This window comes from Variovorax sp. YR566 (genome assembly GCF_051992195.1).
Taxonomy (GTDB): Bacteria; Pseudomonadota; Gammaproteobacteria; order Burkholderiales; family Burkholderiaceae_C; genus Variovorax.
The window spans coordinates 700,984-713,205 of record NZ_CP197092.1; the positions used below are offsets into that span (position 1 = coordinate 700,984).

Consider the following 12,222-nt stretch of genomic DNA (forward strand, 5'->3'; position numbering starts at 1 on the left):
ATGCGCAATAGGCCGGTGATCGGGCTTGTTCGGGCATCGAACTTGCTATGTAATGTTCCTATTTATATGTTTTATATGGATAAATAGTAGGCATATCGAAGAAGCTCAATTCCCAGCCCCACGTGACTCTCTCAAAGGAAAAATCATGAAATCAAGCGAACCTTTGCAAACCCACTCGAGACTCTGGAACGACGACCTGGCGCCCACGCGGCCCGAGCAGCGCACCTGGCGCTGGTATCACTTCGCCGCGCTCTGGGTGGGCATGGTGATGTGCATTCCCGCCTACACCCTTGCCGCCGGTTTGATCGAGTCCGGCATGTCCTGGTCCGAGGCCGTCGGCACGGTCTTCCTGGGCAACTTCATCGTGCTGATCCCGATGCTGCTGATCGGGCATGCGGGCGTGAAGTACGGCATTCCCTACGCGGTGCTCGCGCGTGCCTCGTTCGGCACCCGGGGCGCCCGCATACCGGCGCTGCTGCGCGCGCTCGTGGCATGCGGCTGGTACGGTATCCAGACCTGGTTCGGCGGGATGATGATCTACACGCTGGTCGGCGTGCTGATCGGCCATCCGCTCGAAGGCGAGAAGATCGCCTGGCTGGGCATCAACATCTTCCAGCTGGCGAGCTTCCTCGTCTTCTGGGCGCTCCAGTTCTATTTCGTCATTCACGGCATCGAATCGATCCGCAAGCTCGAGACGTACACGGCGCCGCTGAAGATCCTCATCTGCTTCGTGCTGCTGGCGTGGGCGCTCAACCGCGCCGGAGGCCTGGGCCCGATCCTGCAGCAGCCCTCGCAGTTCGTCGAAGGCGGCAAGAAGGCGGGTCAGTTCGCAGCGGTCTTCTGGCCGTCGCTGACGGCCATGGTGGGCTTCTGGGCCACCCTTGCGCTGAACATTCCCGACTTCACGCGCTTCGCGAAATCGCAGCGCGACCAGATCGTCGGGCAGGCGGTCGGGTTGCCCGTTCCCATGGGGCTGCTCGCGGCCCTTGCGGTGGTCGTCACCTCCGCCACGGTCGTGATCTACGGCAAGGCGATCTGGGACCCGGTCGACCTGGCCAGCCGCATGACGGGCGCGGCCGTGCTCATCGCGCTGATCGTGCTGCTGGTCGATACCGTCAGCGTCAACCTGGCGGCCAACCTGGTGGGCCCGGCCTACGATTTCTCGGCGTTGAATCCGCGGGCCATCTCGTACCGCACGGGGGGCTACATCACGGCCGGTATCGCGGTCGCGATGATGCCGTGGAAGCTGCTCGAATCCACGCAGGGCTACATCTTCACGTGGCTGATCGGCTACTCCGCGCTGCTCGGGCCGATCGCCGGCATCCTGATTGCCGACTACTACATCGTCCGCCGCACGCAGCTGCAAGTGAACGACCTGTACCGCGACCATGGCGAGTACCGGTACAGGAACGGGTGGAACCCTGCCGCAATCGCAGCGTTCATCGCCGGCGTCCTGCCCAACCTTCCCGGGTTCCTCAATGCGGCGCTGCCGAGCGCCTTTCCGACAGTGCCCGAAGTCTTCAAGACGATCTACACCTACGCATGGTTCGCGGGCATCGCCATCTCGACCGTCGTGTACGTTGCGTCGATGCGGCTGCAGAAGCAGACGACGGTGCCGCAACAGACCAGGCCTTCGGAGGCTTGAGCATGACGAACGCGCTCTTGATCCGAGGCGGGATCGTCGTCAACGCCGACCGGGAGTTCACAGCCGACGTGCTGTGCGTCGAAGGGCAGATTGCCGCCATCGGCGTCGATGCCGCACGCCAGGCGCCGGCCGGCGCGGTGCAGCTGGACGCTTCCGGGCAGTACGTGCTGCCCGGCGGCATCGACCCTCACACGCACATGCAGCTGCCGTTCATGGGCACGGTCACGATGGACGATTTCTTCACCGGCACGGCCGCGGGCCTGGCCGGCGGGACCACGACCATCCTCGACTTCGTGATCCCCAACGCGCAGCAGTCCCTGATGGAAGCCTATGGCACCTGGAGGGAATGGGCGCGCAAGTCCGCCGCGGACTACGGCTTCCACGTCGCCATCACCTGGTGGGACGAGAGCGTGCACCGCGACATGGGCACCCTGGTGAATGAAGAAGGCGTGAGCAGCTTCAAGCACTTCATGGCCTACAAGAACGCCATCATGTGCGACGACGAGATCCTGGTGAAGAGCTTTCGCCGCGCGCTCGAACTCGGTGCCATGCCCACGGTGCATGCCGAGAACGGCGAGCTTGTCTACTTTCTCCAGCAGGAGCTGGCCCGCAAGGGCGTCACCGGGCCCGAGGGCCACCCGCGGTCGCGCCCGCCCGCGGTCGAGGCCGAGGCGGCCCAGCGGGCCATTGCCATCGCCGACGTGCTGGGCGTTCCCCTGTACGTCGTGCACGTGTCCTGCATGGAGGCGGCCGACGCAATTGCGCGTGCCCGCGCGGCCGGGCAACGGGTCTATGGCGAAGTCCTTGCAGGCCACCTGGTGGTCGACGAGAGCGTGTATCGCGCGCCAGACTTTGCCAGCGCTGCTGCACACGTGATGAGCCCGCCATTCCGCTCGAAGGCGCACCAGGAGTTTCTGTGGCGCGGCCTTCAGTCGGGCAGCCTGCAGACCACCGCGACCGATCACTGCACCTTCTGCGCGGCCCAGAAGGCCGCCGGCAAGGACGACTTCGCCAAGATACCGAACGGCTGCGGCGGCATCGAGGAACGCATGGCCGTGATCTGGGATGCCGGGGTCAACTCCGGTCGGCTGACGCCCAGCGAATTCGTCGCCGTCACATCGACCAATGCGGCCAGGCTCTTCAACCTGTATCCCCGCAAGGGCCTGATCGCCCAGGGGGCCGATGCCGACCTCGTGCTGTGGGACCCGCAGGCCTCCAAGACCCTTTCGGCGGCAACGCAGCACTCCAGGGGCGACTTCAACATCTTCGAAGGACGCACCGTGCGCGGCATTCCGACGCACACGGTCAGCCAGGGGCGCGTGGTGTATGCCAACGGTGACCTGCGCGCAGAGCGGGGTGCGGGCCGCTATCTGCCGCGCCCTGCATTTGGTGCCAATTTCCAGGCGCTCGACAAACGTGCAAAGCAGCAGTTCGCTCCAATGGCGGCGAAGCCTTGAGCAGGCTGTGCTCGAACCCCGGCGCTGCGCGCAAGCCATGGCCGGTGGGGACGCAGTGGAGCTGAGCGACCATGGGTTGAAGCTCTCCATCGATCGCCGCAAAGGCCGCGCAAGCTCGCTGGTCAGCCAGCTTGTGGACGGCATTGCCGAGGCGATCGGGCAGCGCAGGATTCTGTCCGGCGAGAAGCTGCCATCCGTGCGGCAGATGGCAATGCATCTGCAGCTCAGCACCTTCACCATTGCACAGGCGTACCAGCGGCTGGTGTCGCTCGGCATGATCGCGTCGCGCCCCGGCGCCGGATTCATCGTGGCGAGCCCGGTCACGATGGAGCCTGCACCGCAGCCGCGCGTGCCACCGTCCGGCCCCAACGATGCATGGCTCCTGTCGGAGGTGTTCTCCGACCAGACAGCGTCCATCAAGGCCGGCTGCGGGTGGCTTCCATCGGGCTGGCTCGACGGCATCGAATTCGGCCGGGCCCTGCGATCGTTGAGCCGCACCATGAAGAGCCAGGTCGGCGGGTACGGCCAGCCCTTCGGCGATGCCAGCCTGCGGTCGCGCGTGGCCTTCGAGCTGGCGCGCTTCGGTGTGCCCGCCGACATCAACTCGGTGCTGATCACGCAGGGCGCCACGCAGGCCATCGACCTCGTCATCCGCTTTCTCCTCAAGCCAGGCGACGTCGTCGTGGTCGAGGACCCCTGCTATTGCAACCTGCTCGAACGGCTGAAGCTGGCGCGCGTGCAGCTGCTGTTCGTGCCTCGCACGCCGGCCGGCCTGGACACCGACGTGCTGGAGGCCCTGGTGCAGAAGCACAAGCCCAAGGCCCTCTTCGTGAGCTCCGCGCTGCACAACCCCACGGGCACGTCGATCACCTTGCCGATGGCCTACAAGGTGCTCCAGATTGCGCAGCGCACGCAGATGCTCATCGTCGAGAACGACGTGAGCCGGGGGCTCGCTCCGCCCGACGCACCGATGCTGGCCGCCATGGCGGGCCTCGGGCCGGTCATCCACATCGGCGGATTCTCAAAGACCATTTCGCCGCTGCTGCGCGTGGGCTTCATCGCGGCCGATGCGGCCACCCTGGAAGCGCTGGTGCGCCTGAAGATGGTCACGGGGCTCACTTCTTCCGCGGTCACGGAAAAGGCCGTTCACCAGATTCTTGTCGACAGCGCCTATCGCCAGCATCTCGAACGGCTGCGCCATCGCCTGGCGGATGTGCACACGCAGATCGAGCGAAAGCTCTGCGCTGCCGGCGTGGAACTGTTCCATCGCCCGCGCGGAGGCCTCTTTCTCTGGGGGCGCCTGCCGATCGATCCTGCCGAGGCCAGAGAAGTGACGGCACGCGCACTCAGGCAGGGCATCTGGCTCGCCCCGGGCATGTACTTCAGCGCATCGGACACCGCCAGCGCCTGGTTCCGTTTCAACGTGGCCTATTGCGACACGGACAGGTTCTGGCAGTTCCTGTCCGCGCTATGAGCGCGTTCTCATGAGAGGACCGCCTCGATCAGAAAAGGCCCCCTGCGCTTCAGCGCGCCGACGAAGACCTTGATGAACTCTTCCGCCGTGGAAGCACGCGCGGCTTCCACGCCCATGCCTTTTGCCAGCGAGACCCAATCGAGAATGGGATCGGTGAGGTCGAAGCTGCCGCGCGTCTGGTGCTCGGGGGGCTTCACGCCCATGCGCCGCATCTCGTCGATCAGCAGCGCGTACTTCCTGTTGGCCAGAACGATCGTGATCGCATCGAGGTTCTCGTGCGCCTGCGTCCACAGCCCCTGCAGCGTGTACATGCCGCTGCCGTCGGCCTGAAGCGTGATCACCTTTCTGTCGGGGCAGGCGATGGCAGCGCCCGTTGCGAGCGGAATCCCGATGCCGATCGAGCCGCCGGTGATCTGCAGCCAGTCGTGCGGTGCCGCGTCGTACGACCTGGCAAAAAGCTGCGTCACGGAAGACAAAGCCTCGTCGCAGACGATGGCGTTGTCCGGCAGCAGCCGGGCAATCAGCTCCGCGAGCGCTTCGTTCGTGAGTGGGCCTAGTGGAAGATGTGGCTGGTCGCGGCGTCTTGCGGGCGGGGGCTCGTCCAGGGCCAACCGGGCCGAAGCGAAGTATTCCGCGAGACCTTCGATGGCCGCAGCAACATCGCCCCCCGGTTCGCACAGCTCGATCACTTCGCAATCGTCGCGAAGCAGGCGGCTCGGCATGCCCGGATGCGCAAAGAATGCCACCGGCCGCTCGGCGCCGATCATGACGATCGCATCGAACTGCCCCAGCTGGGCCACGGCCAGGTCCGTCGCGTAGGCCACGCGCGGCACGGCGGGCCTTCCTGCCCCGCGTGCCATGCGCGCATTCGCAAAGGGGGCCAGCAGGCTGGCGCCGGTCTTGCGCGCGATCTCGGAAGCGAGCGCAAGGGTTTCCTGCCGCAGTGCGCGGCCACCGAGAAACAACGCCGTCTTCCGGTCGCTGCGCAGCAGGGCCACGGCCCGCTGTTCCTTCTCGCGATCGGGAGGCGGCGTTGAGTCTGCGAATCTTGTGAGACTCGGTGGCTGCACCGGGTCGGCATCGCCCCAGGTGACTTCCGCGGGCACGACCAGCGTGGCGACACCGGGCAGCGACCTGGCTGCCCGGCACGCGTCGGAAACGCTCGAGGCAATGTCATGCACGGAGCCGATGCGTCCGTACCAGTTCGACATCGGCCTGGCGAGGCTTTCGATGTCGGAGGTCAGCGGAGCGTTGAAGGGCAGGTGGTGCGTCGCATGGTCGCCGACGATGTTGACGATGGGAGTCCTGGCACGCCTGGCGTTGTGAAGGTTCGCCAGCCCGTTGCCCAGGCCCGGGCCCAGGTGCAGCAGGGTCGCGGCGGGCTTGTCGGTCATGCGCCCATAGCCGTCGGCCGCGCCCGTGACCACGCCTTCGAAAAGGCCCAGTACGCAGCGCAGGTCCGCCCGGCGTTCCATGCCGGCCACCAGGTGGAGCTCGGAGGTTCCCGGGTTGGCAAAACACACCTCGACGCCCGAGGCGATCAAGGTTTCGCAAATGACATCGGAACCGTTCAATTCGTTCTCCTTTTTTCTTCAGCCCGTGCGGCGTTGCTGCGTGGGTGCTGCGGCGTCGATGTGCAGCGGGCAGCGGGTCAGCTTCTCGTCGTTGGTGTCCGTGAAGACGTACTGCTTCCACTCGAGGTCGCCCCGGTGGTAGGTGCCGACGACGTCCGGCGCCGGCTGCCCGTCGTACAGCTCCACCTGCCGGCGGATTCGCTGCCTCACCTTGTCGCCTTCCGGCGTGGGGCCGGCGAGCAGGTCGAAGCCCGCCCGCGGCTGCGTGACCATGGCCAGTGAACGACCGAGATTGCGGCTCTTGCGGCGCCGGTGCGCCGGCGCACTGACGTTGATGAAGAGCGGAACGCCCGCGAAGCACAGGCTCCAGAACGGCTGCTCGGGGTCGGTGGGAATCTCGGGCGGCCACGGTTCGGGATCGTTGTCGACCCAGTCCTGCATCACGTGCCAGGCGGTCTGGTGGTAGTGATCGAGCACCTGCTCCTGTGCCTCGGGCTTGAACAGGATCACCAGCACGTTCATGGATTCCTCGATCCCCGTCATCACCGAGACCGTCTTCAGGTATTCGCGCAGCCCCTGGCGCACGCGAGCGAGTTCGAGCGGATCGGTGTCGGAGCCCGCGAAGACGAAATGCAGCGTGTTCGTGCGGAACGCCGCGCGCGCGAAGTTGCATGGAAACTTGCTCGGCTCCCGCAGGTAGCCGCTGAAATCGTCCAGGCTCGCCTTGGCCCATGGGTAGGCGTGGTAGGCGTTGTCGGCGCTGTCCACCCACTCGATGGCTTCCTGGTGGGTCAGCGTGACCTTGGGCGGAAGTACCGCGGGCGGCGCGGCCACCTCGGTGCACCAGGACGAATATTCCGGGTATCCGCCCGTCACCGTCGTCAGGTAGTGCGCCTGCAGCTGGCGGGTGATGGGCCCCACTTCGCCGTCGCCGATGGGCAGGCGATCGACGGAAGTCACCGGGAGTATCTCGAACAGGGTGCCGCACATCAGCACTTCATCGGAAATCAGCAATTCGGTGCGGTCGATTTCGCGCTCCACGACTTGCAGTCCCAATTTCTCCCTGGCCAGCACGATCAGCGTATCGCGGGTCAGGCTTTCCAGGATATCGGCGAAGGTCGGAGGCGTGATCAGCACGCCGTCCCTGATGACGAAAAGGCACGCCGCCGGGCCTTCGGACACCTTGCCCCTGTTGTTCAGGATGATTGCGATATCAAAACCGTTATCGCGCGCTTCATTTTGTGCAAGACGGCTGTTTTGGTAATTGGCTGCTACCTTGGCGCGCGGCGGTATGCAGTCGTCCGAAATTCGGCGCCAGGTGGAAATTGCAGCGGCAACTCCTTTTTCTATCTTCGGGGAGCGCGGCAGCGGAATTGCGGTAATGTGCGCGCCCGTGTCTTCGGTCGCGACCAGCGGCTCGCCGGGGCCGGAATATCTGAAATACGTCGACAGGTTGATTTGCGCGTGCGCCTGAAATTCGCAGCGGCTCAGCAACTCGATCGTCGCCTGCCGGAGCGTTGGCGTATCGAAGCGCGACTTCATCCGCATGATCTTCATCGACTGCTCGAGCCGCTTCAGATGGTCGTCCAGGCGGAAGATGTGCGATTTTTTCGTGGATTCGTCCCAATAAGCCCGAAGCCCTTCGAATATGTTCGCACCAAAGAATCCAGCCTGGGTGCGAACATGCAAAGTGCATTGCTCCCAATTGACAAATTCACCGTCCATCCACGCGATGCTGGGGTGCGGTGCTGGAAATACCGATCGACCGGAATTGCTGTCCATAAAATCTCCAGGAGATGAAGAAAAGAAAATCCGAGGCGATAAGCAGCCTTCGGCATCAGTTGGGCCAAAAAAGTCCCTGTCGGGATGGGCGATTTGTCGAATTAAATAAAAAGGATTAATTGTCCGGATTTGCTCGAAAAGAAGATTGAAGAATAAAAACAATTGAAGCCGAGCGGATCGTACGGTGCCTTGTCGAAGGCATTCCATTTACGGTTCAAATCGTTATAAATAACTGTATTGGCACCAAAGTGGGGGCTGTATTGGTGGCGCAATTCGGCCGTCGGCGCTGCCCGGGCTGCCGCCGATGGCGTGCCCGCAGTCAGGAATTCAGGGGGTGGAAGAGGCGGCCGGCTTGCGGCGCGCCTCTACGTGCTGTGGGGCTTCCCGCGCCCCGCCCAACGCGCGACCAGCAGCGTTTCGATGTCGTGCACGCGCCGCCCTGTCGCGCGCGCAATCGCCTCGCGGTAGGGCGGCATGTTGGTGCACTCGAGCACGATGTCCTCGACCGATGGCGACAGGTCCATGAGGCGGCATGCGGCATCGACCACATTCCGGCCGGCCTCTTCGAGGTCGAGTTGCGTTTCGTTGTTGAGGATGCGCCGATGGAACTCGCACCCCGGCTCCACGCCCTGCACGGGCGTCGCCTGCGGCACGCCGGCCATGGCCAGGATGGCGGGGCTCAGTGAAGCCGCATCGAAGGTCAGGATGCCCGGCCGCGCGAAGTCCTTGCACTGCAGCAGGCTCGACGTGACGACGGGAACGGGCACCGCGTCGGCCAGCGTGTCCTGGTAGGCGGCCAGAAAGCCGCAGCTGGTCGTGATCATCCCCGCGCCCTCGTCGACCATCGCCCGCGCGGCATCGACGAAAGGCTGCAGCAGCGCCGGGTCGGCCTGCTTCACGATGCGCTCGGGCGAAGCGCCCGTGACCACATGAAACCGCACCGGAATGCCGTGCCGGCTGAAGGTCTCAGGGTTGCCGATGTCGCCCGGTGGCCGCGGAAAGCGCGTGTCGAGCATCAGCACGCCCAGAAAGGCACCGGCGTCGCGGGTCGTTGTCATCGTGGGGGCCTGCCGTCACTCCACCGTGCTGCGGCGATCGATCTTGCGGCTCAGCACGATCGAGGTCTGCGTCTGGTTGACGCCGTCGATCTGTCCCATCTGGTCGAGAAGGGTGTCGAGCTGTTCGGGGCTGCTGCACCGGAGCAGGACCATGTAGTCGAACTGGCCGCTCACGGCCCACACTTCTTCCACTTCGGGCAAACGCCCGAGCGCCTTGATGATCACGGGGGCGCTCTTCGCATTGACGCTGAGGCCGCAGAAGGCCCGCACCGCAGCCTGCTCCAGCCGCTGGCCGAGGCGCACCCCGTACCCCGAGACGATGCCATCGCGCTCCAGTCGCGCGATGCGTGCGACCACGGTGGTCCTGGCGACCTTGAGCTTGCGCGCGAGATTGGCGGCGGGCTCGCGGGCGTTGGCTTGCAGCAGCGTCAACAGGTGACGGTCCAGGTCGTCGAGTCGTAGGTCCATGGCGGCCCTGCAGCGGAAATGAGTGGATTGTGCCGCCGCGTCGCGGCCGTCGTACGCTGAGATCTCGATGGCGGGGACCATCGCCCGCTTACGCCACGGCCGTGACGACGTTGTTGCTGCTGCTGCTGGCAGCTTCCGACGAAGCCTTGAAGCGCCCGAGGAAGGCGCGCGTCGATTCCTGCTGCGGGTTGTCGATCACCACGCCCGGCGGGCCGCATTCGGCGACGACGCCGTCGCGCATGAAGATCACCTGGTCGGCCACTTCGCGCGCAAAGCCGATCTCGTGCGTCACGAGGATCATCGTCATGCCTTCGCGGGCCAGGCCCTTGATGACGTTGAGCACTTCGCCGACCAGTTCCGGGTCGAGCGCGGAAGTCGCTTCGTCGAACAGCATCACCGTGGGCTTCATGGCCAGCGCACGCGCGATCGCAACGCGCTGCTTCTGTCCGCCCGACAGCTTGTCCGGGTAGTAGTCGGCCCGGTCGAGCAGGCCGACCTTCGCCAGCAGCGCGCGCGCCTCGGCCTCGGCCTGCGCCTTGGGCGTCTTCAGCACGGTGACCGGTCCTTCCATCACGTTGCGCAGCGCGGTCATGTGAGGGAAGAGGTTGAAGTGCTGGAACACCATGCCGGTCGAGGCCCGGAAGCGCGCAAGGCTGCGCTCGCTGGGCAGCGTGGTGCGCGCGCCGTCGAACTCGATGGTCTGCTCGCCGACCGTGATGCGCCCGGCGTTCGGTATCGACAGCAGGTTGATGCACCGCAGCAGCGTCGACTTGCCCGAGCCCGAGGGCCCGATCATCGCGACCACCTGGCCGCGTTCGATCTGCAGCGAGATGTCCTTCAGCACGACGTTCTGCCCGAAGGCCTTCTTCAGGTTGGCGATTTCGATCAGGGGGCTGGCCATGTCAAACCTCCTTCGGGCCGGAGCCGAATTCCATGCGCTTGGCCCAGATCGTGATGGGCAGCAGAACCGCGAAGTACGCGATCGCGATGAAGGTGTAGAGCTCCAGCGGCCGGTACGTGTCGTGCGCGATGACCTGGCCCTGGTAGAGCAGGTCGGGAACGGCCAGCACCGACAGCAGCGAGGTGTTCTTCAGCTGCATGATCGACTGGTTCATCAGCGGCGGCACCATCTTCTTGAACGCCTGCGGAAGAATCACGCGCCGCAGCAGCTGCAGCCGCGTCATGCCCAGTGCCTTGGCGGCTTCGGTCTGGCCGGCGTCGATCGAGATGATCCCGCCGCGCACGATCTCCGAATAGAAGGCGCCGCCGTAGAGCGACAGGCACAGCGTGGCGGCCACGACCGCCGACATCTCGAGCCCGGTCAGCACCGGCAGCGCGTAGTAGAACCACACGAGCTGCACCAGCACCGGCGTGCAGCGGAAGACTTCGATGTAGGCGCGCAGCGGCGCGGTGATGAGCGGGTTGCTCGACAGCCGGCCCAGGCCCGTCACCAGGCCGACGAACAGCCCCAGCACCACGCAGATCACCGTGAAGAGCAGGGTGTAGAGCAGGCCCGACACCAGCAGGCTGCGGTATTTCCAGAGCACGCCGAAGTCCCAGTCGTAGCTGCCTGCACCGCCTCCCAGGGCTCCGCCCGAGAAGTGCTTCAGGGCTGCCCAGGCGCCCGCCAGGGCCAGGACGATCAGCAGGGCCGTGCCGAGCTGGGAGCGGCTCTTCGGCTCGCTCGAAGATTCCACGCTGTCCATCGGGGCGTCCTCAGAACTTGATTTCGGGCGGGAAGGCACTGGCGGGCACGCCCGCGAGTTTCTCCATGTTCTTCAGGATGACGCTGCGGACTTCGCCCTTCGCGCGGACATCGGCCAGCCAGGCGTTGACGGCCTTCTGCATGCCGGTGTCGGTTTCCTTGCGCAGGCCGATGCTCACCGGGGCGGTGTAGACCGGCTGCGGGATGTACATGGTGCCGATGGAGCCGCGCTTGGCGAGCAGCGGCTGGGCCAGCAGGATCACCAGCACCTGGCAATCGGAGCGGCCGGCCTGCAGCGACATCGTGGCGGCGCCGGAGTTTTCCAGGCGCGAGACATCGGCCTTGGGCAGCACGCGCGTTGCCAGCTGGTCGTGGCTGGAGCCGACGTCCACCACGATCTTCATGTCGGGCGAGTTCAGCTGCTCCCAGGTCTTCTGCGGAATGCCCTTCTTGCACACCACCGTGTAGGTGTTGTCGAAGAGCGTGTCGGAGAAGCCCACCACTTCCTTGCGGGCCGGCGTGGGGGCCATGCCGAACATGGCGTCGATCTTGTTGGACTGCAGATCGAGCACCGCGTTGCCCCAGGTGGTCTCGACGTACTCGACCTTGGCGCCGAGCTTCTGCCCCAGGCTTTCCGCGAAGTCGGGGCCGAAGCCTTCCCACTTGCCGGTGGTGATGTCCTTGGCGAAATACGGAATGGCGCCTGCGACGGCGCCGACGCGCAATACCTTGGTGCGCTGCACCCGGGCCAGCGAGCTTTCTGCTGATTCCTGCGCAAAGGTCGAGCCCAGCGCGCAGACGGTTGTCACAGCCACGAGGGCACGGAAAAGGATTCGTTTGGTAAGCACGTTCACTCCAAGCAAGAAGCTCGCCATAAAAAGAAAAGGAAAGTATCGCTTCCCGGCCCGAGTCCGAGTCTAGAAGTGCGGACTGTCACAAGCAACGCGGCACATCGTCAGGACGACGGATTTCTCTCGTCATACCGTCAGAGTCTTCGGCGATATGCAGTCTGGCGCGTCGTTTCGACGGTTTCGGCCGGACATGCGGCGCTTCGTTGCG

The 12,222-nt window shown here is 65.0% G+C and carries 10 protein-coding genes; 3 read left to right on the forward strand and 7 right to left on the reverse strand.

What is annotated here, in order from left to right:
• Nucleotides 1–145: 145 nt before the first annotated feature.
• Genes ACTG4X_RS03325 through ACTG4X_RS03335 form a run of 3 tightly spaced genes read left to right on the forward strand, consistent with a single transcriptional unit; the run spans nucleotide 146 to nucleotide 4,576 of the window.
• On the forward strand, nucleotides 146–1,645 hold the full coding sequence (locus tag ACTG4X_RS03325; RefSeq protein WP_440533205.1) for an NCS1 family nucleobase:cation symporter-1: 1,500 nt from the start codon (nucleotides 146–148) through the stop codon (nucleotides 1,643–1,645).
• Between the two features lie 2 nt (nucleotides 1,646–1,647).
• Entirely contained in the window at nucleotides 1,648–3,102 is a 1,455-nt protein-coding gene (hydA, locus tag ACTG4X_RS03330) for a dihydropyrimidinase (protein WP_097200518.1), read from the forward strand.
• A 7-nt stretch (nucleotides 3,103–3,109) separates the two neighbouring features.
• Nucleotides 3,110–4,576 carry an aminotransferase-like domain-containing protein gene (locus ACTG4X_RS03335; RefSeq protein WP_257015050.1) on the forward strand — a complete coding sequence of 489 codons (1,467 nt, stop codon included), beginning with the start codon at nucleotides 3,110–3,112 and terminating at the stop codon, nucleotides 4,574–4,576.
• Between the two features lie 8 nt (nucleotides 4,577–4,584).
• Here the strand turns inward: ACTG4X_RS03335 and ACTG4X_RS03340 are convergent, their stop codons facing one another.
• From ACTG4X_RS03340 to ACTG4X_RS03370, 7 genes are all read right to left on the reverse strand, one after another.
• A complete protein-coding gene (locus tag ACTG4X_RS03340) occupies nucleotides 4,585–6,150 on the reverse strand; it encodes an acetolactate synthase large subunit (protein WP_440533206.1) in 1,566 nt (521 codons plus the stop codon).
• A gap of 18 nt (nucleotides 6,151–6,168) precedes the next feature.
• Entirely contained in the window at nucleotides 6,169–7,932 is a 1,764-nt protein-coding gene (locus ACTG4X_RS03345) for a branched-chain amino acid transaminase (protein ID WP_440533207.1), read from the reverse strand.
• 365 nt (nucleotides 7,933–8,297) lie between these two features.
• A complete protein-coding gene (locus ACTG4X_RS03350) occupies nucleotides 8,298–8,990 on the reverse strand; it encodes an aspartate/glutamate racemase family protein (protein WP_440533208.1) in 693 nt (230 codons plus the stop codon).
• Nucleotides 8,991–9,005: 15 nt separating this feature from the next.
• Entirely contained in the window at nucleotides 9,006–9,458 is a 453-nt protein-coding gene (locus ACTG4X_RS03355) for an Lrp/AsnC family transcriptional regulator (protein ID WP_093053860.1), read from the reverse strand.
• A gap of 88 nt (nucleotides 9,459–9,546) precedes the next feature.
• A complete protein-coding gene (locus ACTG4X_RS03360) occupies nucleotides 9,547–10,359 on the reverse strand; it encodes an amino acid ABC transporter ATP-binding protein (protein WP_440533209.1) in 813 nt (270 codons plus the stop codon).
• 1 nt (nucleotide 10,360) lies between these two features.
• Nucleotides 10,361–11,164, reverse strand: a complete 804-nt coding sequence (locus tag ACTG4X_RS03365; protein ID WP_093053866.1) for an amino acid ABC transporter permease — start codon at nucleotides 11,162–11,164, stop codon at nucleotides 10,361–10,363.
• 10 nt (nucleotides 11,165–11,174) lie between these two features.
• A complete protein-coding gene (locus tag ACTG4X_RS03370) occupies nucleotides 11,175–11,978 on the reverse strand; it encodes a transporter substrate-binding domain-containing protein (protein ID WP_256328945.1) in 804 nt (267 codons plus the stop codon).
• Nucleotides 11,979–12,222: the final 244 nt, after the last annotated feature.